22 protein-coding genes are annotated in these 22,264 nt (G+C 70.5%); 11 read left to right on the top strand and 11 right to left on the bottom strand.

What is annotated here, in order from left to right; genetic code table 11:
- Positions 1-3 precede the first annotated feature (3 nt).
- On the bottom strand, positions 4-447 hold the full coding sequence (locus ACYVNR_RS10770; RefSeq protein WP_461048054.1) for an SRPBCC family protein: 444 nt from the start codon (positions 445-447) through the stop codon (positions 4-6).
- A 207-nt stretch (positions 448-654) separates the two neighbouring features.
- On the opposite strand from ACYVNR_RS10770, the gene ACYVNR_RS10765 reads away from it, so the two are divergent.
- On the top strand, positions 655-2,445 hold the full coding sequence (locus ACYVNR_RS10765; RefSeq protein ID WP_461048052.1) for an AMP-dependent synthetase/ligase: 1,791 nt from the start codon (positions 655-657) through the stop codon (positions 2,443-2,445).
- Between the two features lie 28 nt (positions 2,446-2,473).
- Here the strand turns inward: ACYVNR_RS10765 and ACYVNR_RS10760 are convergent, their stop codons facing one another.
- Both ACYVNR_RS10760 and ACYVNR_RS10755 read right to left on the bottom strand, forming a co-directional pair.
- A complete protein-coding gene (locus ACYVNR_RS10760; RefSeq protein WP_461048050.1) occupies positions 2,474-3,865 on the bottom strand; it encodes a hypothetical protein in 1,392 nt (463 codons plus the stop codon).
- A 59-nt stretch (positions 3,866-3,924) separates the two neighbouring features.
- A complete protein-coding gene (locus ACYVNR_RS10755; RefSeq protein WP_458800391.1) occupies positions 3,925-4,251 on the bottom strand; it encodes a hypothetical protein in 327 nt (108 codons plus the stop codon).
- Between the two features lie 145 nt (positions 4,252-4,396).
- Here ACYVNR_RS10755 and ACYVNR_RS10750 point away from each other — a divergent pair, with 145 nt between their 5' ends.
- Positions 4,397-6,202 carry a DEDD exonuclease domain-containing protein gene (locus ACYVNR_RS10750; protein ID WP_458800389.1) on the top strand — a complete coding sequence of 602 codons (1,806 nt, stop codon included), beginning with the start codon at positions 4,397-4,399 and terminating at the stop codon, positions 6,200-6,202.
- 123 nt (positions 6,203-6,325) lie between these two features.
- A complete protein-coding gene (locus ACYVNR_RS10745) occupies positions 6,326-6,610 on the top strand; it encodes an Lrp/AsnC family transcriptional regulator (protein WP_045192538.1) in 285 nt (94 codons plus the stop codon).
- A gap of 113 nt (positions 6,611-6,723) precedes the next feature.
- Here the strand turns inward: ACYVNR_RS10745 and trpD are convergent, their stop codons facing one another.
- Both trpD and ACYVNR_RS10735 read right to left on the bottom strand, forming a co-directional pair.
- Positions 6,724-7,773 (bottom strand): anthranilate phosphoribosyltransferase, encoded by a 1,050-nt coding sequence (gene trpD / locus ACYVNR_RS10740; protein WP_082081096.1) that lies wholly within the window; start codon positions 7,771-7,773, stop codon positions 6,724-6,726.
- A 2-nt stretch (positions 7,774-7,775) separates the two neighbouring features.
- Positions 7,776-8,246: a PleD family two-component system response regulator gene (locus ACYVNR_RS10735; RefSeq protein ID WP_045192539.1), complete on the bottom strand. Its 471-nt coding sequence runs from the start codon at positions 8,244-8,246 to the stop codon at positions 7,776-7,778.
- Between the two features lie 235 nt (positions 8,247-8,481).
- On the opposite strand from ACYVNR_RS10735, the gene ctaE reads away from it, so the two are divergent.
- The 6 genes from ctaE to ACYVNR_RS10705 all read left to right on the top strand — a co-directional run bounded on the left by ctaE (position 8,482) and on the right by ACYVNR_RS10705 (position 15,151).
- Complete coding sequence (ctaE, locus tag ACYVNR_RS10730; protein ID WP_082081097.1) at positions 8,482-9,144, top strand: aa3-type cytochrome oxidase subunit III; 663 nt, start codon at positions 8,482-8,484, stop codon at positions 9,142-9,144.
- Positions 9,145-9,219: 75 nt separating this feature from the next.
- Positions 9,220-10,029: a cytochrome bc1 complex diheme cytochrome c subunit gene (gene qcrC / locus ACYVNR_RS10725; RefSeq protein WP_045192541.1), complete on the top strand. Its 810-nt coding sequence runs from the start codon at positions 9,220-9,222 to the stop codon at positions 10,027-10,029.
- A 49-nt stretch (positions 10,030-10,078) separates the two neighbouring features.
- The gene (gene qcrA, locus ACYVNR_RS10720) at positions 10,079-11,188 is read left to right on the top strand and encodes a cytochrome bc1 complex Rieske iron-sulfur subunit (RefSeq protein WP_045192543.1); all 1,110 of its coding nucleotides are present in this window, start codon (positions 10,079-10,081) and stop codon (positions 11,186-11,188) included.
- On the top strand, positions 11,185-12,942 hold the full coding sequence (gene qcrB, locus ACYVNR_RS10715; RefSeq protein WP_045192544.1) for a cytochrome bc1 complex cytochrome b subunit: 1,758 nt from the start codon (positions 11,185-11,187) through the stop codon (positions 12,940-12,942). Before qcrA ends, qcrB begins: the two co-directional genes overlap by 4 nt.
- A 75-nt stretch (positions 12,943-13,017) precedes the next feature.
- Positions 13,018-13,371 (top strand): metallopeptidase family protein, encoded by a 354-nt coding sequence (locus ACYVNR_RS10710; RefSeq protein WP_045192546.1) that lies wholly within the window; start codon positions 13,018-13,020, stop codon positions 13,369-13,371.
- Between the two features lie 415 nt (positions 13,372-13,786).
- Complete coding sequence (locus ACYVNR_RS10705; RefSeq protein WP_045192548.1) at positions 13,787-15,151, top strand: ferredoxin reductase family protein; 1,365 nt, start codon at positions 13,787-13,789, stop codon at positions 15,149-15,151.
- A gap of 85 nt (positions 15,152-15,236) precedes the next feature.
- Here ACYVNR_RS10705 and ACYVNR_RS10700 read toward each other — a convergent pair whose 3' ends face one another.
- Genes ACYVNR_RS10700 through ctaC form a run of 3 tightly spaced genes read right to left on the bottom strand, consistent with a single transcriptional unit; the run spans position 15,237 to position 18,337 of the window.
- On the bottom strand, positions 15,237-15,638 hold the full coding sequence (locus ACYVNR_RS10700) for a cytochrome c oxidase subunit 4 (protein WP_045192549.1): 402 nt from the start codon (positions 15,636-15,638) through the stop codon (positions 15,237-15,239).
- Between the two features lie 3 nt (positions 15,639-15,641).
- Positions 15,642-17,402 carry an aa3-type cytochrome oxidase subunit I gene (gene ctaD / locus ACYVNR_RS10695; RefSeq protein WP_045192550.1) on the bottom strand — a complete coding sequence of 587 codons (1,761 nt, stop codon included), beginning with the start codon at positions 17,400-17,402 and terminating at the stop codon, positions 15,642-15,644.
- Positions 17,402-18,337 (bottom strand): aa3-type cytochrome oxidase subunit II, encoded by a 936-nt coding sequence (ctaC, locus tag ACYVNR_RS10690; RefSeq protein ID WP_458800374.1) that lies wholly within the window; start codon positions 18,335-18,337, stop codon positions 17,402-17,404. Before ctaC ends, ctaD begins: the two co-directional genes overlap by 1 nt.
- A 138-nt stretch (positions 18,338-18,475) precedes the next feature.
- Between ctaC and ACYVNR_RS10685 the strand changes: the two genes are divergently transcribed.
- Complete coding sequence (locus ACYVNR_RS10685) at positions 18,476-19,714, top strand: aminotransferase class V-fold PLP-dependent enzyme (RefSeq protein ID WP_461048046.1); 1,239 nt, start codon at positions 18,476-18,478, stop codon at positions 19,712-19,714.
- Positions 19,711-19,980, top strand: coding sequence for a sulfurtransferase TusA family protein (locus ACYVNR_RS10680; RefSeq protein WP_045192551.1), 270 nt, complete (start codon positions 19,711-19,713; stop codon positions 19,978-19,980). The genes ACYVNR_RS10685 and ACYVNR_RS10680 overlap by 4 nt, the downstream gene beginning before the upstream one ends.
- Here ACYVNR_RS10680 and aat read toward each other — a convergent pair.
- The 3 genes from aat to erpA form a co-directional block, all read right to left on the bottom strand.
- Positions 19,949-20,623 carry a leucyl/phenylalanyl-tRNA--protein transferase gene (gene aat / locus ACYVNR_RS10675; protein ID WP_461048044.1) on the bottom strand — a complete coding sequence of 225 codons (675 nt, stop codon included), beginning with the start codon at positions 20,621-20,623 and terminating at the stop codon, positions 19,949-19,951. The genes ACYVNR_RS10680 and aat overlap by 32 nt on opposite strands.
- A gap of 79 nt (positions 20,624-20,702) precedes the next feature.
- A complete protein-coding gene (locus ACYVNR_RS10670) occupies positions 20,703-21,692 on the bottom strand; it encodes a carbohydrate kinase family protein (protein WP_045192554.1) in 990 nt (329 codons plus the stop codon).
- Between the two features lie 133 nt (positions 21,693-21,825).
- A complete protein-coding gene (erpA, locus tag ACYVNR_RS10665) occupies positions 21,826-22,203 on the bottom strand; it encodes an iron-sulfur cluster insertion protein ErpA (protein WP_045192555.1) in 378 nt (125 codons plus the stop codon).
- Between the last annotated feature and the right edge of the window lie 61 nt (positions 22,204-22,264).

Below are 22,264 nucleotides of genomic sequence, written 5' to 3'. Positions count from 1 at the left end.
GGCTCAGGCCTCGACGCGCTTCTTCAGCTCCTTGAGCGCGGTGTCGACGATGACCTTCTCCGCCTTGCGCTTGAGCAGCCCGATCATCGGGATCTTGACGTCGACCGCGAGACGGTAAGTGACCTTGGTGCCGTCGCCGTCGCTCGCCAGGGTGTAGGAGCCGTTCATCGCCTTGAGCACCTGCGCCGACACGAGCGACCAGGAGATGACTCCCGTGCCGTCCTCGACGACGTCCCACTCGTAGTCCAGGACGTAGGTGTCCTTGATCGCGCCGGCGTCGAGGGTGAACTGCACCTGGTCGGCCCAGCCGTCACCCTCCTCGGCGAGCACCGCGACGTCCTTCACCTCACCCGCCCACTCGGGGTAGGCCTCGAAGTCCGCGATGACGTCGAGCACCTCGCCCGGAGGTGCGTCGATGACGATGGAGGACTCGGTGCGATCGGCCATGCGCCGAAGGCTATCGCGTCACCTGTCGCACGACCGCCCACGCCCGGACGCCTGTCACGGCGCGTCGGCCGCGTGCGAAGATGTGGTCCGCCGGGTCCGCGAGGGCCGGCCGCGCCCCCGGATTCCGCTGTGACCTTCACGACGTGGCCCGGGCAGTTACCGCTCGGTAAGGTGCACCAGAACTTTCCCACGCGATCAGGAGTGACAGTGAAGGACAACGTCGTCGCCGCACTTGCCCCCGTCACGACGGACGGCAGCCTCGCCGACCTGCCGGCACGCAACGCCGCGGAGTCCGGGGCCGAGACGGCGTTCTCGCGCAAGACCCCCTCGGGCGGCTGGACCCACGTCACGTGGTCGCAGTTCGCCGCCGACGTCGCGGCCGTCGCCAAGGGCTTCATGGCCGAGGGCATCCAGCCCGGCGACCGCATCGCCCTCATGTCGCGCACCCGCTACGAGTGGACCCTCGTCGACTTCGCCGCCTGGAGCGCCGGCGCCGTCGTCGTCCCGATCTACGAGACCTCCTCCGCCGAGCAGGTGCAGTGGATCCTCTCCGACTCCGACGCGCACCTCGCCGTCGTCGAGACCCAGGCACACCGGTCCGTCGTCGAGCAGATCCGCGGCGACCTGCCGTCGCTGCGCGCCGTCGTCACCATCGAGGGCGGCGGGCTCGACGCCCTGCGCGAGAAGGGTGGCGAGGTCAGCGACGCCGACCTCGCCGAGCGCCGCTCGGGGCTCGACCGGCGCTCGCTCGCGACGATCATCTACACGTCCGGCACCACGGGCCGCCCCAAGGGCTGCGAGCTGACGCACGGCAACTTCCTCGACCTCGCCGAGAACGCCATCGAGAAGCTCGGGCAGGTCGTCCTCACCGACAACGCGTCGACTCTCCTCTTCCTGCCACTCGCCCACGTCTTCGCGCGGTTCATCGAGGTGCTCTGCGTGGCCGGCAAGGCGCGCATGGGTCACTCTGCCGACATCAAGACCCTCCTCGACGACTTCGCCGGGTTCCAGCCGACGTTCGTGCTCGCGGTGCCGCGCGTCTTCGAGAAGATCTTCAACTCGGCCGAGGCCAAGGCGTCCGCCGACGGCAAGGGCAAGATCTTCCTTCGCGCCGCCACCGTCGCCATCGCCTACAGCGAGGCCCTCGACGCCGGCGGCCCGGGCCTCGGGCTCCGCATCCAGCACGCGATCTTCGACCGCCTCGTCTACGGCAAGCTGCGCGCCGCCATGGGCGGCAAGGTGCGTTACGCGGTCTCGGGCGGAGCGCCCCTCGGCACCCGTCTCGGCCACTTCTACCGCGGCATCGGTGTCGTCATCCTCGAGGGCTACGGCCTCACCGAGACGACGGCCCCCGTCGCCGTGAACACCCCCGACCGCATCAAGATCGGCACGGTGGGACCGCCCCTGCCGGGCACCGGCATCCGCATCGCCGACGACGGCGAGATCCTGCTCAAGGGCGTCGGTGTCTTCGGCAGCTACCACGGCAACGCCACTGCCACGTCCGAGGCGCTCGTCGACGGCTGGTTCCACACCGGCGACCTCGGTGAGATGGACGACGACGGCTACCTGCGGATCACGGGCCGCAAGAAGGAGATCCTCGTGACGGCGGGCGGCAAGAACGTCGCCCCCGCCGTGCTGGAGGACCGCCTGCGCGCCCACCCGCTCGTGTCGCAGTGCATCGTGGTCGGCGACCAGAAGCCCTTCATCGGCGTGCTGCTGACGCTCGACGAGGAGATGTGGCCGCTCTGGGCCAAGACGCACGGGCTCGAGGACGTGACGCTCGAGCAGGCCCGCTCCCACCCCAAGGTGCTGGAGGCGCTCCAGGAGGCGGTCGACCGCGCGAACGAGGCCGTGTCGAAGGCCGAGTCCATCCGCAAGTTCACGGTGCTGCCCGGCGACTTCACCGAGGCGAACGGCTACCTCACGCCGTCGCTCAAGCTGAAGCGCAACGTCGTCATGAAGGACTTCGCCGACGACGTCGACGCGCTCTACGCCTGAACCCAAGGGTTGTTCGCAGCCGGGCGGCTCAGTGCAGCAGGCTCCGCAGCCGGGCCTGCCAGTCCTTGACGAGGCGACCTCGCGTGGTGCCCATCGTGGCCTGCAGCGCGGTGTCGACGACCGCTTCCCTGTCGTCGAGCCGGCCCGTGGGCACCGCGATACCGCCCGCCGCCGCGCGGTACAGCGCGACGACGGCCCGGGTGCCGTGCGCGTCGGCTAGCGAGCGCAGGGCCACCAGGGAGAGGCCGTATGCCGCCTGGAGCGTCTGCGTGCCCGGAGCGAAGTCGTCGTCACCCGGCAGGGCGCGCGGCATGCCACCAGCGCGCACGAGAGCGACCGCCGGACCGACCACGGCCCTTTCCGGCAGGTCGATCGGGCGGTAGGCGACGAGCTCGGCGAAGCCCTCCGAGAGCCAGACGGGCACCGCTCGGGTGGTCGAGCCGCGCACGGTGACGTGGGTCAGCTCATGGGTCATGACGACGTCGCGACCGTCGGACCGGAGCGACGTCCAGGCCCTGGGCACGAGGATGATGCGATCGGCACCCGCCGGCTCGCCCGGCGTCAACGGGCCGTCCGTGGCCGCCGCCACACCGCCGAGACCGTCGGGGCCAGCGGCGCGGCCCAGCAGCCGACCGGCGTCGGCATCGCTCGCCGGGGCGATCCACACTGCCGGCCGGGCACTCCCCCACACCGCCGCCACCCGTGAGGAAGCCGTGCGGGCACGGCGGGCGATCTCCTCGACCCGCGAGGCGCTGCCGACCGCGAGGACGAGCGCCGTCGGCGACCGCCGGACACGCAGACCGGCGAGGTCCCACGGCTGCGGACGCCCCGACGGCGCGCTCGCCGTGACCGTCAGTCGTTGCGGGACCGCCGGGTCGGCCTTGAACGTGAGGTCGAGGTCGAAGGATCGCGGCGCCGTGTCGAAGCCGCGGATCCTGTAGCTGAGGTCGACCCTGACGTCCCACTCGACCGACGTGCCGGCAGGGGCCGGCACCGGCGCGGTCGTCTCACGCAGGTCGTCCAGCTCGAGGTCTTCGACGCCGATGGCGCTCATCCGCTGGAGCACGGCCTGCTGGGTGGTGCGCAGGACGGTCCGGTTCGGGCCGCCCAGAGGCGCGAGCCAGGCGCGCTCATCGCCCCGGTGGGCGGCGGAGAGCCGGGCACGGACCAGGGCCGTGACGGCCTGCTGCCTGGCGGCCGCCCATCGTTCGGGCGGGATGTCCTCTGGGGCGCCGGGCCCAGGGGCGGCCGGGTCGGTGACAGAGACCGGGGCGGGTGGAGCGCTGCCCGGCGCGGCCGTGCCCGCCGGGGAGCCAGCCGTGCACCCGGCCAGTGCCAGGGACGCCGCGGCAGCGACGAGCGACCTGCCGAGACGCGTCCGGCTCGTGGCCGCGGTCGCTCTACGGGTCTGGCAGGGCACCGCGTCATCGTGCCACGCCCGCCCGTACCCCGTCTGACGCCGCGTGCGGGGGGGCCTGCTCAGACCGCCCAGCGGGCGCCGTGGGCCGGGGCGCGAACCCCTTCCTCGCGCTCGCGGTCGAGCTCGGCACGAGCGGCGTTCGCGGTCGCGGTCGTGACCAGGCCGGCCGCCAGGAAGGCCGACACGGCTCGCCGCTCGGCGCGGTCGAGGGGCACGGTGCCGGGCGGCGGGGCAGCAGGGTCGGCGAGCTGTGGACGCCCCGGGCCGCCGGTGCGCGCCCCCAGCTGCAGCGGGGTCTCGGCCAGCGCCGTCACCATGCAGTCAGCGCAGTGGACGTCCCGCACCGGGCAGGTCTGGCAGTCGACGAGCATCATCGTTGTTTCCACCCTTCGTCTCTCGTTGCGATCTGTCGTGAACGACGCTAGGGGCGCCCACCGACAACGCCGCTCGCGGACGAGCGGACGTCCTACCCCTCGGCGGGGGACGACGCGCCTCCGGGCCAATGTCGGCGCACCCGCCTACGGTCAGGGCATGCAGGCGATCCAGGCGACGTTCGACGACCTCGGCACCTCACTCGCCGGGGTCACCTTCGTCGTGGTCGACCTCGAGACCACCGGGGGCACGCCGGCCCAGTGCGGCATCACCGAGATCGGCGCGGTGAAGGTCCGTGGCGGCGAGGTGCTCGGCGAGTTCCAGACGCTCGTCAACCCGGCCGAGCCGATCCCGGCGTTCATCTCGGTGCTCACCGGCATCACCGACACCATGGTCCGCGACGCACCCCGCATCGAGAGCGCGCTGCCCGCCTTCCTCGAGTTCGCCGCGGGCAGCGTCCTCGTCGCCCACAACGCCGGCTTCGACATCGGCTTCCTCAGGGCCGCCGCGGCGCGGGTCGGTGCACCGTGGCCCGGGTTCGCCGTGCTCGACACGCTCCAGCTGGCTCGACAGCTCGTCGTGCGGGACGAGTCGCCCAACCACCGTCTCTCATCGCTCGCGCAGGTGTTCGGCGCCACCACCACGCCCGACCACCGCGCCCTGCACGACGCGCGCGCCACGGTCGACGTCCTCCACGGACTCATCGAGCGGGTCGGCAACCTCGGCGTCCACACGCTCGAGGAGCTCTCCAGCTACAGCTCGCGGGTCACCCCCTCGCAGCGCCGCAAGCGCTTCCTCGCCGACCCGCTGCCCAGCTCCCCCGGGGTCTACCTGTTCAAGGACGGCAACGACCGCGTCCTCTACGTCGGCACGAGCCGCGACATCCGCACCAGGGTCCGCAGCTACTTCACCGCCTCCGAGCAGCGCAGCCGCATGGCCGAGATGGTGCGCCTCGCCCACGTCGTCCACCCCATCGTCTGCCAGACCGCGCTCGAAGCCCAGGTGCGCGAGCTGCGGCTCATCGACGAGCACAAGCCGCGCTTCAACCGTCGGTCCAAGGACGGCCGCAAGGTGGTGTGGGTCAAGCTGACGCAGGAGCGCTTCCCACGCCTGTCCATCGTCAAGCAGGTGCGTGACGACGAGGCCCACTACATCGGTCCGTTCCGGTCACGGGTCACGGCTCAGGCCGCCGTCGACGCCGTCCACGAGGTGGTGCCCCTGCGGCAGTGCACCGGCAGGCTCACCGGTCGCGGCACTGCCTGCGCACTCGCCGACATGGGACGCTGCGGGGCTCCCTGCACCGGCGCCCAGTCCGAGGGCGACTACGCGGTCGTGGTGGCCGACTGCCGCGCCATCTTCACGGGCAACGCCCGTCCTGGCGCCGAGCTGCTGCGCGCACGCCTGGAGGAGCTCGCGTCGCAGGAGCGCTTCGAGGACGCTGCACGCGTGCGTGACCGGTTCCTGCAGCTCGTCCGGGGCGCTGCGCGCGCGCAGCGGCTCGCGCCGCTGACCCGCTCCCCCGAGATCGTCGCGGCCCGGCGCAGCGACGCCGGCGGTTGGGAGCTCGTCTGCATCCGGCACGGCCGGCTCGCCGGCACCGCGGTCAGTCCGCGCGGGGCCGACCCGATGCCCTACGTCGCCTCCGTGCAGGCCACGGCCGAGGTCGTGCCGCCGCCGACGTCCGAACGTCCCTCGGCCCTGACCGAGGAGACCGAGATCCTGCTGCGCTGGCTCGAGGCGCCGGGGGTGCGCATCGTCGAGCTCGACGGGCTGTGGACCTGCCCTGTCGGCGGCGCGGGGTCCGTGCGCACCGAGCTCGAGCCCGCGATCGCCTCAGCCCGCGACGTCGTCGGCTTCGACGACGACGTCGCGTCGCCAGGCGCGTCGGGACACGGCGGTCGTGTGGGTCACGGTGGTCGCGGTGGTGCTGGCGGTCGCCGCGACCGGCTGCGCCGTGCGGGATGACGGGCCCCATGACTGGCCGGGCGAGGTGCCGGGTGACGGGCCTGACCAGCGACGCGTGAGCACCGGCCGGTCGCCCGACGGCCTGCCGTGGGACCTGCCGGGTCGGGGGCTAGGGTGTGCATCGTGATCACCGCCATCGTCATGATCAGCTGCGAGGTCGACCGGATCCCCGAGGTGGCCGAAGCCGTCGCCGAGATCCCTGCCGTGTCGGAGGTCTACTCCGTGACCGGCGACGCCGACCTCATCGCCATGGTGCGGGTCAAGGCGCACGAGGAGTTCGCCGATGTCATCGCCGACCGGCTCAACAAGGTGCAGGGCATCGTCGGCACGTCGACCCACATCGCGTTCCGCACCTACTCCTCGCACGACCTCGAGGCGGCCTTCAGCCTCGGCCTCGAGGGCGAGTAGACGGACCCGCCGCCTGACGGGTCGGAGACGTCCGGCTCGGTGGGCGGCCCGGCGAGGCCGGTCGATTCCCGACGAGGCCGGTCGATTGCAGTCGAGGCCGATCGAGTCCCGGTCTAGCGGCGTGTGGCCGCCACCCAGCGATCCACGAGCGCGGCGGCCGCCCCGCTGTCGATGGCGTCCGCCGCGACGTCCATGGCCGCCCTGAGGTCCGCGTCGAAGGCTGCGGGCGAGGCGCCCGAGTCGGGACGGGTCAGCGCCAGGGCGATGCCCGCGTTGAGCAGCACCGCGTCGCGCACCGCGCCGGTGGCGCCGGCGAAGATGTCACGGACGACTCCCGCGTTGTGGACGGCGTCGCCGCCGCGCAGTGACTCGATGGGGTGCAGCTCGAGCCCGAGGCGGGCGGGGTCGACCGAGTGCTCGGTGACCGCGCCCCCGCGCACCCACCAGACGTGCGTCGTGGTGGAGACTGTGACCTCGTCGAGCCCGTCGTCGCCGCGGAACACGGCGGCGTCCTTGCCACGGTCGGCGAAGACCCCGGCGAGCAGCGGTGCCATGTGGGCGTCGGCGCAGCCCACGGCGGCATACGTCGGCTGCGCGGGGTTGGTGAGCGGCCCGAGGAAGTTGAAAGCGGTGCCGACGCCGAGGTCGCGACGCGGCACGGCGGTGTGACGGAACGACGGGTGGAAGGTCTGCGCGAAGCAGAACGTGATGCCGGCCTCTTCGGCGACCTCGACGACCCGCTCGGGGGGCAGCGACAGGTCGATGCCGAGGGCCTCGAGGACGTCGGCCGACCCGGACGACGAGGAGGCGGCCCGGTTGCCGTGCTTGACGAGGCGCACCCCGGCGGCCGCGGCGACCATCGACGACATCGTCGAGATGTTCACGGTGTGGGCGCGGTCGCCGCCCGTGCCGACGATGTCGAGGCTCGGGCCGGGCACCTCGATGCGCCGGGCGTGGGCGAGCATCTGCTCGGCCAGACCACGCATCTCGTCGATGCTCTCGCCCTTGGCCCGCAGGCCGATGAGGAAGCCCGCGACCTGCGAGGGGGTCGCCTCGCCCTCCATGATCTGGTTCATCGCCCACTCGGCCGTCGGGCGGTCGAGGTCACGACCGGCGATGAGGTCGGTGAGCAACCCGGGCCAGGAGGTGCCGTCCTGCCCCACGATCAGGCCGTGGGCACGCCCGCGCGAGCGAGCGTGGCGATGGCCGACGTCAGCGCGATCGGGTCGAGCGGGTGCGGCACGGCCAAGTCGGCCTGCGACCACGCCGCGAGCCAGCTGTCCTGCGGGCGACCCGTGAGGACGATGATGGGCGGGCACTCGAAGATCTCGTTCTTCAGCTGACGGGCCAGGCCGAGGCCGCCGACCTTGGCCGCCTCGCCGTCGAGCACGAGGATGTCGAAACGCTCGGAGTCGACCGACGAGATGACGGCGTCGGCGGTGGCGCACTCGTGCCAGCGGATCACCTCGACGTCCTTGGCGGGTCGGCGACCGACAGCGGCACGCACGGCGTCACGCGTGGTGAAGTCGTCGCTGTAGAGCAGCACGCTCACCTGGGCCACCCGCTTCGTCGACGCGGCGATCGTCGCGATCTCGGTGGGTGTTCCCTGCGCTGCACTGTCGTTCGAGGCGGTCATGCGCCCGATGCTACCGGGGACCCCACTCACCGCCGCACCGACCTCCCGGGTCTCGGACGGCGACGTGGCCCCCGCCGACGGCTGCTCGGGAGGGCGTGGGAGGGTGGCTCCCGGACGGCCCCCAGCACGGCTGTTCAGGGTTCGTGTCGGAATGGTCACGAATCCTCTACACACGCGCGAGAAACGGCCCCGTAGCGGGGGGTCCCTCGCACAGCCGGACAGGAATGTGGGAATAATGTCCAACGTGGCGACAGCATCAGCAGTTCCTTCAAGCGCAGTAGCGAGTTCGGCCCACCACGGACCGGCGACCCGCCCCAACATGGTTGCCGTCGGCACCATCGTGTGGCTCTCCTCGGAGCTCATGTTCTTCGCGGGTCTCTTCGCGGTGTACTTCCAGCTCCGATCGGTGCGCGGCGACCTCTGGGCCACGCAGACCGAGAAGCTGAACCTGCCCTTCGCGAGCGTCAACTGCCTCGTGCTCGTCATCTCCTCCGTGTGGTGCCAGCTCGGCGTCTGGAAGGCCGAGCGCGGCCAGAAGGCCCGCACCGGAAAGCTGCTCGACCTCAAGGGCTGGGGGATGCGCGAGTGGTACGTCCTCACGTACCTCTTCGGCGCGTTCTTCATCGCCGGCCAGGTCATGGAGTACGCCGAGCTCGTCCACGAGAACGTGACGCTCAGCTCCGACGCGTACGGCTCCGTCTTCTACATGGCGACCGGCTTCCACGGCCTCCACGTGACCGGCGGCCTCATCGCGTTCCTGCTCATCATCGCCCGCACGTTCACGACCCGCCGCTACACGCACGCGAACGCCACTGGCGCCGTCGTGACGTCGTACTACTGGCACTTCGTCGACGTCGTGTGGATCGCCCTCTTCGCGACCATCTACATCCTGCGCTGACCTGCGCAACCGTTTCGCCCTCATGAGCGCATCGCCTCACCCGACCACCACCACCATGGACGACAGGACCCCACAGTGAACGCCTTGGCCGCCCGACGTCGACACCCCGCCGCGATCGCGGTGCTGCTGCTGATCGGCCTTCTCGTCACCGGTGGCGCCTACTCCTTCCTGGCGCCCAAGGATGCCAACGCCGCCGCCCCGACGGCTGCCGCCGACGCGGTCTCCGAGGGCAAGGACCTCTTCGTCGCCAACTGCGCGTCGTGCCACGGCATCAACGCCCAGGGCACCAAGTCCGGCCCCTCCCTCGTCGGCGTCGGCGCCGCATCGGTCGACTTCCAGGTCGGCACCGGCCGTATGCCGCTCGCGGGCCCGAACGTCCAGGCGCCCGTCAACAAGGTGAAGTTCGACGACGAGCAGATCGCAGCCCTCGCCGCGTACGTCGCCTCGCTCGGCCCCGGCCCGTCGGTGCCCGAGAGCAAGTGGACGACCGTCCTCGAGCCCGGCACCCCCGAGAACAACAAGGCGATCGCCGAGGGCGGCGAGATCTTCCGCGTCAACTGCGCGATGTGCCACAACTTCGCCGGCGCCGGCGGCGCCCTGACGCGTGGAAAGTACGCTCCCGCGCTCGACCAGACGACGCCCAAGCACATCTACGAGGCGATGGTCAGCGGCCCCCAGTCGATGCCGGTGTTCAACGACACCAACCTGACGCCCGAGGCCAAGCAGAAGGTCATCTCCTACCTCAAGGCGCAGGAGTCGCAGACCAACGTCGGCGGCCTCACGCTGGGCAACCTCGGCCCCGTCTCCGAGGGCCTGTTCGCGTGGGTGTTCGCCCTCGGCATCCTCATCGGCTGCGCCGTCTGGCTCGGCAAGAAGGCCGCATGACCCCGCACTGCATCGTCCAGATCACGCACGACGACAGGACCACGACCCGATGAACGACCACGAGACCACGGACCACGGGACGAGCACCGCGCTCGTCCCTGCCGCCGGCGACGGGCACGACCTGCTCCCCGCGTCGATGATCCGCGACGCCGACCAGTTCGAGAACCCGGGCCTGCCGCCGCACGTCCACCGCGCCGCCGACGACCACCCCGACGCCGCCAAGCGCGCCGAGCGCCAGGTCGCGACGATGTTCGGTCTCTCGATGCTCGCGACGCTGGTCTTCCTCGTCAGCTACTTCGCGATCCCCGACGAGGCGACCTTCTTCTTCCCCGGCATCGGTGTGGCGAAGACGCAGAACGTCGTGCTCGGGCTCTCGCTCGGCTTCGCCATCTTCCTCATCGGCATCGGCGCCGTGCACTGGGCCAAGACGCTCATGTCCGACGAGGAGATCGTCGAGGAGCGCCACCTGCAGGCCTCCACCGGCGAGCAGCGCGCCAAGGCCGTCGCCATGGTCACGGCCGGCGTCGAGTCGACGCAGCTGACGCGTCGTCCCGTCCTCAAGTACACCCTCGGCGGAGCGCTCGGCCTCTTCGCCCTCCCCCTCGGCCTCCAGGTGGCCGGCTCGCTCGGCCCGGTCAACGTCGAGGAGCTCAAGCACACGATCTGGGACCCCGCCGAGAACGGCGGCAAGCCGATCCGTCTCATGCGCGACCCGGAGATGACCCCGATCCGCTTCGACGAGGTCACCAACGGCTCGGTCTTCCACGTGATGCCCGAGACCCTGCAGAAGCACATCGACGAGGGCAAGCACGTCCTCGAGGCCAAGGCCAAGGCCGCGGTCATCCTCATCCGCCTCGACCCCGACAAGATCAAGGTGCAGAAGGCCAAGGACTGGGGCGTCGACGGTGTCGTGGCCTACTCCAAGATCTGCACCCACGTCGGCTGCGCGGTCGGCCTGTACGAGCAGCAGACGCACCACCTGCTCTGCCCGTGCCACCAGTCGACCTTCGACCTCACCGAGGACTGCGCAGTCATCTTCGGCCCGGCCAAGCGGCCGCTGCCGCAACTCAAGATCACCGTGGACGACGCGGGCTACCTCGTCGCCCCCGAGGGCTTCCACGAGCCCGTCGGACCGAGCTTCTGGGAGCGTGCGCGATGAGCACCACCGACACCCGTCCCGCCGACGCCCTCCGCGCCGGCGACCGCCAGGCAGACGAACGCGCCTCCGCCACCAAGCCGCTCGGCGGCATCGCCGGCTGGGTCGACGACCGGGTCGGCGCCGCCAAGGGCGTCTCCTTCCTCGCGAAGAAGGTCTTCCCCGACCACTGGTCGTTCATGCTCGGCGAGATCGCGATGTACTCGATGATCGTCTGCCTGCTCACGGGAGCCTTCCTCACCTTCTGGTTCGTCCCGAGCGCCAGCCAGGTCGTCTATGACGGCAGCTACATCCCGCTCCAGGGCATGACCATGTCCGACGCCTACCGCTCCACGCTCGACATCTCGTTCGACATCCGCGGCGGCCTGCTCATCCGGCAGATCCACCACTGGGCCGCGCTGATCTTCGTCGTCTCGGTCTTCGTGCACATGGCCCGAGTCTTCTTCACCGGCGCCTTCCGCAAGCCGCGCGAGATCAACTGGGTCTTCGGCACCATCCTGTCGCTGCTCGCCTGCATCGAGGGCTTCGCCGGCTACTCCCTGCCCGACGACCTGCTCTCGGGCACCGGCATCCGCGCCATGAACGGCTTCATGCAGTCGGCCCCGGTCATCGGGTCCTACCTGTCCTACTTCGTCTTCGGCGGTGCGTTCCCGGGCGAGGCCATCATCCCGCGCCTCTACTCCGCGCACGTGCTGCTCATCCCGGCGATCCTCGTGGGCCTCTTCACGGCACACATCCTGCTCGTGTTCGTGCACAAGCACACCCAGTACCCCGGCCCGGGCCGCACGAACAACAACGTCGTGGGCTACCCGCTGCTGCCCGTGTACATCGCCAAGGCCGGCGGCTTCTTCTTCATCGTCTTCGGCGTGATCACGCTCATCTCGGCGGTCGTGACCATCAACCCGATCTGGGCGTACGGCCCCTATGACCCGTCGCCCATCACCGCCGGCTCCCAGCCGGACTGGTACATGGGCTTCGCCGACGGGGCGCTGCGTCTGCTCCCCGGGTTCCTCGAGTTCGAGACGTTCGGCTTCACGTGGAGCATGAACATCTTCCCGGGGTCGCTCGTCCTGCTGCCCGTGATGTGGACGATCATCGGGGCCTACCCCTTCGTCGAGGCCTGGGTCACGGGCGACAAGCGTGAGCACCACCTGCTCGACCGCCCGCGCAACGCACCGACGCGCACCGCGATCGGCGTCGCCGGCATCACGATGTACGTCGTGCTCTTCCTGGCCGCCGGCAACGACCTCATGGCCATCAAGCTGCACCTGTCGATCAACGACATCACCCAGACGCTGCGCGTGCTCTTCTTCATCGGGCCGCCCATCGCCTTCTGGATCACCAAGCGCATCTGCCTGAGCCTGCAGCGGGCCGACCGCCAGAAGGTGCTCCACGGTCGCGAGACCGGCACGATCTGGCGTCACGCCGACGGCAAGTTCGAGGAGATCCACGCGCCGCTCACGCCGCAGGAGCGCTGGGTCCTCGTCCAGCACGAGTCGCCCGAGCCGCTGCAGCTCACCGCGGGCACCGACGCCAACGGCGTCGACAGCCCGATCGCCCGCAAGGAGCGCCTGCGCGCGAAGTTCTCGAACTTCTACTTCAGGGACCGCGTCGCGCCAGCCACGCCGAGCGAGCTCGAGGCCGCGCACCACGAGCACGACGACCACGCCGCCGCCCCCTCGGGCGAGCACGAGGCCATCGAGGCCGGCGGTGCGGGCCGGGAGCGCGAGACCATCAAGGCGCGCAAGCACGACTGAGGCGCACCAGGCTCCACCTCGAAGGGGCGCGACCCGCACGGGTCGTGCCCCTTCGGCGTGTGTGAGACTGCATCCGTGGTCCAGCTCTCCGAAGCCGAGTTCGACGAGGCCGTCGGCGATGCCCTCGACTCCATCCCCCCGGGCCTGGCGCGTGCCATGGACAACGTCGTCGTGCTCGTCGAGGACGAGCCGCCGGCCGACGACCCCGACCTGCTCGGCGTCTACGACGGCACTCCCCTGACGGAGCGCGACGGCTGGTGGGCCGCTGGGGCGCTGCCCGACCGCATCACGATCTTCCGCGGGCCGCTCCAACGGATGTGCGAGACGGGCGACGAGCTGCGTGAGGAGATCGCCATCACCGTGGTGCACGAAGTGGCCCACCACTTCGGCATCGACGACGACCAGCTGCACGAGCTCGGCTGGGGCTGAGAGGGGACGGGCACAGGCCGGGCCGTTCGAGCCGGCCCCCCGTTACGCGTGCACGAGGGGTGGACAGAACCCTTTACCAGGCCTCCGAGGAGGTCTAACGTCGAGGGACACAACCGATCGGACGGAGGTGCCCTGGATGTTCACTCCCATACGATCGCACTGCGAGCCCGAAGGGCCGTGAAGAGCAGTGACGACTGAAGGGGAGGGCGCGCGCCCTCCCCTTCGTCATGTCCGGAGCCGGTGCGGGCCCTCGCACCAGGCGCGGGACCACCGGGATTTTCGATCCGACTCGCCACCATTTGCACCGAATCGTCCACAGCCACAAGGGGATCGAGGCATGGACGGTGCGCGTCCCGACCGGCAGACTGTGACTACGTAGGGGGATGGTCCACTCGGGGATCGAGAAGGATTCGCCGTGTCCCAGAAGGCTACGACCTCGCTCAACAGACGACTGCTGCCGCGTCGACGCACTGCCTCGCTCGGCTGGGCCCTCGTGGTCCTGCTCGCGCTCGCGATCCCCGTCCTGCTGCTGGAACGCACCGGGGTCCTCTCCGGCCTGCCGGTGCTGCACGTGCTGTCGCTGGCCACCGGGCTCATCGCGCTCTCCCTGCTCGTGGCGGCGTTCCTGCTGCCGTCGCGGGTGCGCACCCTGACGACGCAGCTGGGGATCGAGCGGGTGCTGCGGGCGCACCGGGCCCTGGCGATCGGCACGGGCGTCATCGTGCTCGCGCACCTCGTCTTCGCCGTGGCCCACTCCCCCAAGGGTCTCGCGCTGCTCGACCTGCGCGACGCCCCGCCGAGGGTGTGGTTCGCCCTCACCGCCACCGTCTCCCTCCTCGCCATCGTCGGGCTCGCCTGGACGCGCCGGCGTCGACGGCCGCGCTACGAGGGCTGGCGGCTCTCGCACATCATCTTGGCCAACGTCGTCGTGCTCGCGACCGCCATGCACGTGTGGCTGCTCGACGACCTCGTCAACAACGCGCTGGTCCTGCTGTGGTTCTCGGTGCTGGCCCTGGTCGTCGTGGGCCTGTGGGTCTACCGGTGGTGGTGGCGTCCGCGACGTCAGCGACAGAACGCGTACCTCATCGACGAGATCCGGCAGCACCCGGACAGCTCGGCGACGCTCGTGCTCCACGCAGACGGGCACGACGGGGTGCCGTTCCGGCCCGGCCAGTTCGCCTTCCTCAAGATCGGGTCGTCCCCGCACGTGTTCGAGGAGCACCCCTTCACGATCGCGTCCGCGGCCACCGAGCCGTGGCGCAAGGAGTTCACCATCAAGGCCCTCGGTGACTTCAGCGAGCTCGTGAGCGGCATGAGGGCGGGCCGCCGCGTCTACCTCGACGGCCCGCACGGCTCGTTCACCGTCGACGGCCTCGCCTCAGAGGCCATCGTCCTCATCGCGGGCGGGGTCGGGATCACGCCGATGCTCAGCATGGTTCGCACCCTCGCCGAGCGCCGCGACGAGCGCCCCATCGTCCTCTTCGTGGCGGGTCGTACCGCCGACGACCTGCTGCACCGGGAACGCCTCGACGGCGTCGTGCACGACCTCGACCTGCACATCGTGGAGATCCTGGAGGAGCCGCCGGAGAGGTGGGACGGCGAGGTCGGCTGGCTCAACCGCCCCATGCTGAAGCGCCACCTTCCGGCACGGCGTCGGAAGCTGCGCATCGACTACTTCATCTGCGGTCCGGGGCCCATGGTGGCCGCCGTGACCCGCACCCTGGAGGGTCTTGGGGTGCGCAACAGCCGCATCCACACGGAGCTGTTCGACGTCGTCTGACAGGGCGACCGGACGGAGAACGACAAGGGGCCCGGTCGCCGAGCGACCGGGCCCCTCCTCGACCCTGCCGGGCCGGACTGTCTTTTCAGATGGAGTACTCGCCGTGGAAGGACTCGAACACCCAGAGGCACACCGCGACGACACCGAAGAACGCGCCGATGATGAACAGCCACCAGCCGACGGCGAGACCGGCGAACATGATGGCGCCCGAGCCCGCGAGCCACAGCGGCGTCCACGAGCTCGCGACGAAGTAGCCGTAGTTGCCCTCGGCGTCCTCGATCTCACCCGACGCGTTGTCCTCGGGACGCAGCGGCAGCTTCTTGCCGGTCATCCAGAGGTAGAAGCCGCTGAGAGCGAAGAGCAGGGCGGTGAGCACCAGGGCGGTGACACCGATCGGCTCGGACCACTTGGACCAGAAACCGTAGATCAGCGTGACGGGCACGAAGAAGACGAACAGGTACAGGAAGAGCTTGGTCTCGACGCGCATCGGTCAGTCCTCACGCCTCTCGGTGCTGGTGGCCCGCTCGGAAGCCACGTCGGCCGGCCCCATCACCTGGACGAGGGTGTTGCGGTCTGCGATCGGGGCCCCACCGGCCACCGACTCGGGGTGGTGCAGGTCGAACGCCGGGCGCTCGGAACGGATGCGCGGCAGCGACGTGAAGTTGTGGCGCGGCGGCGGGCAGGACGTCGCCCACTCGAGCGAGGCGCCGTAGCCCCACGGGTCGTCGGACTTCACGAGCGGTGCCTTCTTCCACGTCTTCCACACGTTGTAGACGAACGGGATCATCGAGGCACCGAGCAGGAAGGCGCCGACGCTGGAGACGATGTTCGCCGCCTGGAAGCCTTCCTCCGGCAGGTAGTCGGCGTAGCGACGGGCCATCCCCTCGACACCGAGCCAGTGCTGGATGAGGAAGGTCATGTGGAAGCCGATGAAGAGCATCCAGAAGTGGATCTTGCCGAGCGTCTCGTCGAGCATCCGGCCGGTCAGCTTGGGCCACCAGAAGTAGTAGCCGGCGAACATCGCGAAGACCACGGTGCCGAAGACGGTGTAGTGGAAGTGCGCGACGACGAAGTAGCTGTCGGAGAGGTGGAAGTCGAGAGCCGGGCTGGACAGGATGATGCCGGTCAGGCCGCCGAAGAGGAAGGTCACGAGGAAGCCCATGGACCACAGCATCGGCGTGGCCATGACGACCTTGCCGCCCCACATCGTGCCGATCCAGTTGAAGAACTTCACACCGGTCGGCACGGCGATGAGCATCGTCATCACCGAGAAGAACGGTAGGAGCACTTGTCCGGTGACGTACATGTGGTGCGCCCAGACGCTCGCCGACAGCGCCGCGATGGCGATGGTGGCGAAGACCAGCGTCTTGTAGCCGAAGATCGGCTTGCGGGAGAAGACCGGCAGGACCTCGCTGATGATGCCGAAGAACGGCAGCGCGATGATGTAGACCTCCGGGTGGCCGAAGAACCAGAAGAGGTGCTGCCACAGCATCGCGCCGTTGTTCTCGGCGTCGAAGATGTGCATGCCGAACCGGCGGTCACCACCGAGCGCGAAGAGCGCCGCGGCGAGGATCGGGAAGACGAGGATCGCGAGCAGCGAGGTGATCAGCACCGTCCAGGTGAAGATCGGCATGCGGAACATCGTCATGCCGGGCGCACGCAGGCAGATGATCGTCGTGATGAAGTTGACGGCGCCGAGGATCGTGCCGAAACCACCCATGGCCAGACCGAAGACCCAGAGGTCACCACCGAGGCCGGGGCTGTAGCTGACGTCGGAGAGCGGCGCGTAGGCGAACCAGCCGAACGCGGCGGCACCCTGCGGCGTGAGGAAGCCGACGGACGCGATGAGGCCACCGAAGAGGTAGAGCCAGTACGCGAACATGTTGAGGCGCGGGAACGCGACGTCGGGAGCCCCGATCTGCAGCGGCATCACGGCGTTCGCGAAGCCGGCGAAGAGCGGCGTCGCGAAGAGCAGCAGCATGATCGTGCCGTGCATCGTGAAGAGCTGGTTGTACTGCTCGGGGTTGTCGACGACCTGCAGGCCCGGCGCGACGAGCTCGGCGCGGATGATCAGCGCCATGAGGCCGCCGAGCAGGAAGAAGACGAACGAGGTGATGAAGTAGAGGTTGCCGATGACCTTGTGGTCGGTCGTCGTGACCCACTTCACGAACGTCTGCCCCTTGGCCAGTCGCGGCCGGGACGCGGTGAGGGACGGGGACTGCGCCTCACGGTTGAGCGTTGCGGACGTCATCAGTTGCTCCCAGTGCGGGCGGGTGCGGGGATCTTGTCGATGTCGGACTGGACCATCTTCTCGCGGCTGACGTCGACGGGGATGAGGCCCTCCTGGCCGACGGACTTCAGACGAGCCATCTCCTGGTCGTACTCGGCCTGCGGGACGACCTTGACCATGAAGAGCATCTGCGAGTGGTAGGCGCCGCAGAGCTCGGCGCACTTGCCCTGGAAGGTGCCGGTCTGGGTGGGCGTCAGCTGGAACTTGTTGGTCTTGCCGGGCAGCATGTCCATCTTCATCATGAAGGCGGGCACCCAGAAGCTGTGGATCACGTCGCGGGCGTTGAGCACGAACTCGACGCGCTTGTTGACCGGCAGGTAGAGCACCGGCATCTGGGCGCGCTTGCCCTCGCTGCCGTCGAGCTCGGTGTGGACGCCGCTCTCGTGGACGTTCGAGTCGACGTAGTTGAAGTCCCAGCTCCACTGCTTGGCGACGACGCTGACCGTGAGGTCCTTCTTCGTGCTCGTGTCGACGAGGGCTGCCTCGTCACGCGCCGTGTAGTAGAAGAAGACGGCCACCATGAACACCGGGATGACGGTGTAGAGCAGCTCCATCGGCACGTTGTAGCGCAGCTGCACGGGCAGGGTCTCGTCGCCCTTGCGCTTGCGGTAGCGGACGGCGGCGTAGAGCATCAGGCCCCACGTGATGACACCGACGGCGAGCGTGGCGACCCAGCTGCCGATCCAGAGGTCGGTGACTCGCTGACCGCTGTCGGAAACCACCGGGGGCAGATAACCGTTGGACACCTGACCCTGGCAGCCGGCCAGGGCCAGGCTCGCGAGGGCCGCGAGTCCGGCGATGCGGACCGGCGTGCGTCGCCGCCTGGTCTCCCCTACCACTGGCGTCACCACCGGCGTCGCCGCTGGGGTGTCTTCGTGCTCAGGCACCAGGTGCACCTTTCGTTCCGTACGTGGGCGCGCGATGGGCGCGTCAAGCGTGGTTCACGTCAAACTCATAGGGCAGCCATGGCCCACTCGGGCAACCCTACCGTCCCTCTCGTCACGGTGTCCGCAGGGGGCGGCTAACGTTGCGACGTGGTCAGTCACGATCCGGGAACAAGGCCTGGACACGCTCCGGCAGACCCCGCCGCAGCGCCCGTCACACCCCCCTCGCCCCCCCGTCGACGCCTGCTCGACGCGGCTGCCGGCCCGCTGCACCCGGTCGCCCGCGACACGCTGCTGGCCGCCGTCGAGGTGGGGTGGGCCGACCCGGCGCGCCTGCACGCCGAAGGGCGGCGTGCGGCCGCCCTGCTCGACCGCGCGCGAGCCGTCGTGGCCGCGGGTCTGGGCGTGCGACCGAGCGAGGTCAGCTTCCTGCCGAGCGGCCCGACCGCCCTCTCCCGGGCCGTCGAAGGTGTGGCGTATGCCGGCCGGTGGCGTGGGGCGCGCACCGTGGCCTCCGCGGTGGAGCACTCCGCGGTGCTCGTGCCGGCCCGGGCGCGAGCCGCCGCGGCCGACGACGCCGCGCTGCTCGCCGAGGTCGCCGTCGACGCCACCGGCTGCATCGACCTCGACGCGTGGCGCGAGTCCCTCGAGGTGCCGGGCACCGTCGTCGCCGCCCTCCAGAGCGCCAACGGCGAGGTCGGCACCCGGCAGCCGCTCGGCGCCGCTCGCGAGGCCGCCGCAGCACACGGCATACCTCTGGTCGTCGATGCGATGGCCTCGCTCGGCCGCGACGACGTGCCCCACGACTGGGACGTCCTCGTCGGCGACGCCCGCTCGTGGGGTGGTCCGCCGCTCGGCGTCCTCGTCGTGAGGGAGGGCGTGCGGTGGCACTGGTCGGGGTCCCGGGCCGACGTCGAGCACGGCCGCTGGGACGTCTCCCCGTGGGTGCCGCTCGCTCTCGCTGCCGCCGAGGCGTGGCAGCAGACCGCGTCGAGTCGCCCGTCCGACGCGGCGACGGCGCGCGCGCTGGTCGACGACGTCCGCTCTGCCGCCGCCCTCGTGCCCGACACCCAGGTGGTCGGCGACGCCGAGGACCGGCTCCCCCACGTGGTGACCTTCTCGAGCCTCTACGTCGACGGCGAGGCCGTCGTCGGCGCCTTCGACGCCGCGGGCATCGCCGTTGCGAGCGGCTCCGCCTGCACGTCGAGCACCCTCGAGCCCAGCCACGTGCTCGCCGCGATGGGCGTGCTCACGCACGGCAACGTCCGCGTGACCCTTCCGCTGCCGGCCGTCTCGCCCACCCTCGCCGACGACGTCGCCACGTTCACCGAAGCACTGGCGCCGACGATCCGCTCGGTGCGCGACCAGCTGGGAGTCGGTGACCTGTGAGCCCGTCGGAAGCCCCCCACGACCGCGTGCTCGACGCGCGTGGCGAACGATGCCCCCTGCCCGTCATCCGGCTGGCACGGCTCGTCCGCGACGAGCCGGCGCTGCGGAGCGTGACGCTGCTCGCCACCGACCCGGCCGCCGCCCACGACGTGCCGGCCTGGTGCCGCATGCGGGGTCAGCGCCTGGTGGAGGCACGCGACGAGGGCGACCACACGGCATACGTGGTCGAGGTGGTCAGGCCCAGCACGCCGGCAGCGGAGCGCTGAGCACCTCCGGGAGCACCGCGAGGTACTCGTCGCGCGGGACCTCGCGCACCCCGAGCGTCGCCAGGTGCGGGGTCTGCCACTGGACGTCGACCAGCCGGCGCGGGTCGTCGTCGGCGCGCAGCAGCGAGCAGAGCCCGACGAGGGCCACCTTCGAGGCGTCGCGCGCGTGGTGGAACATCGACTCGCCCGCGAAGAGGCCGCCGATGGCGACGCCGTAGAGTCCCCCGACGAGCACACCGTCCTGCCACGTCTCCACCGAGTGCGCCCACCCGGCACGGTGCATCTCGTCGTAGGCCTCGACGATGTCGTCGGTGATCCAGCGGCCCTCGCGGTCGGGAGCCGCGCACGCCTCGACGACCGCGCGGAAGTCCGTGTCGACCCGGATCTCGAAGTGCCCCACCGCCTTGCGCAGCGAGCGGCTGACGACGAGCTCACGCGGGCGCAGGACCCCCCGCGGGTCGGGTGACCACCACCCGATGGGCGCGGCACCGTGGTCACCGATGCCCATCGGGAACACGCCGATGGAGTACGCCTCGAAGAGCGTCGCGACGTCGAGGTCGGCCCCGATGCCGATGAGGTCCTCCCCCGCCGGCACGCGGTCCAGCGCGAAGTCCCACGAGGTGGGTGGCGGAGGCGTGGGCACGGGGGCTCCCTGCTGTCGACGGGTGCGCTGTCGCGGGCGGTGGCCCGCCGGGCACCTCAGCGCCCGGGGGGCCGCCTCGTCACGGACGGGGGCAGGTGATGTGCGGGCCGATCTCGTCGGCCGACTCGCTGCCGTACGCGTCGGCGAGCCTCTCGAGGAAGCGCTCCTTGCCGAGGACGTACTCCTGCGTGCCGACCGTCTCGATGACGTAGGTCGCGAGCATCGAGCCCAGCTCGGCGCAGCGCTGGGCCGGCAGGCCGGCCGCAAGCCCCGTCAGGAAGCCTGCGCGGAAGGCGTCGCCGACACCCGTGGGGTCGGCCTTGCGCACCTCACGGGCGATGCCGACCTCGACGGTCTCGCTCTCGCCCCGCACCCGCACGGTGACGCCGTCCTTGCCCCGCGTCTTGACCTGCACCCGCACGCGGTCGGCGAGCTCGTCCTCGCTCCAGCCGGTCTTCTGGCAGGCCAGGTGGCTCTCGTACTCGTTGGTGAAGAGGTATTCGGCGCCGTCGATGAGCCGGGCGATCGTGGGCCCGTCGCAGAAGGCGAGCTGCTGCGACGGGTCGGCCGCGAACGGGATGCCGCGGGACCGGCACTCGTCGGAGTGGCGCAGCATCGCCTCGGGGTCGTTGGCGCCGACGACGACGAGGTCGAGCCCGCCGGCACGCTGGGCCACGGGCGCCAGCTCGATGTCGCGGGCCTCGGTCATGGCACCGGCGTAGAAGGTCGCGATCTGGGCCATGTCGCGGTCGGTCGTGCAGATGAAGCGGGCCGTGTGCTGCGACTCGGAGTAGTGCACCCCGCCGCAGTCGACGCCGTGGCGCTCGAGCCAGCTGCGGTAGTCGGTGAAGTCCTCGCCGACGGCGCCGACGAGCAGGGGCCGCTGCCCCAGGTTGGCCATGCCGAAGGCGATGTTGGCCGCCACGCCGCCCCGTCGCACCTGGAGGTCCTGGGTGAGGAAGGAGAGCGAGATCTTGTCGAGCTGCTCCACGACGAGCGAGTCGGCGAAGAGACCGTCGAAGGTCATCAGGTGGTCGGTGGCGATGGAACCGGTGATTGCGATCTGCACAGGCATGAACCTACCCGGCACGGCGGGTGCGCCGGTCACGGTCACCTGCTGCGGGGCAGCGCCGGGAACGGCGAAGGGCCCGACCGTGGCGGTCGGGCCCTTCGGGTGCGGCGTCGCCGGGACGCCGGACGGCTCAGCTGAAGGAGTCGCCGCAGGCGCAGCTGCTGCCCGCGTTGGGGTTGTCGATGGTGAAGCCCTGCTTCTCGATCGTGTCGGCGAAGTCGATCGTGGCGCCCTCGAGGTACGGGGAGCTCATCCGGTCGACGACGACCTCGACACCGTCGAAGTCGCGGACGAGGTCACCGTCGAGGGTGCGCTCGTCGAAGTAGAGCTGGTAGATCAGGCCGGAGCAGCCGCCCGGCTGGACGCCCACGCGCAGGCGGAGGTCGTCGCGCCCCTCCTGCTCGAGCAGGCTCTTCACCTTCGTGGCCGCGACGTCCGTCAGGACGACACCGTGGGCGGGAGCCTCGGTCTGAACCTCGGCGGGAGATGCGTTCGTCTCGACACTCATGTGTTGGTCCTTCACGTCGTGGAGCATGGGTCAGGAGTGACAACCCATGCCGTGTCGGATG

It is taken from the genome of Terrabacter koreensis (assembly GCF_054783315.1).
This window is presented reverse-complemented; position numbering and strand designations above follow the sequence as displayed.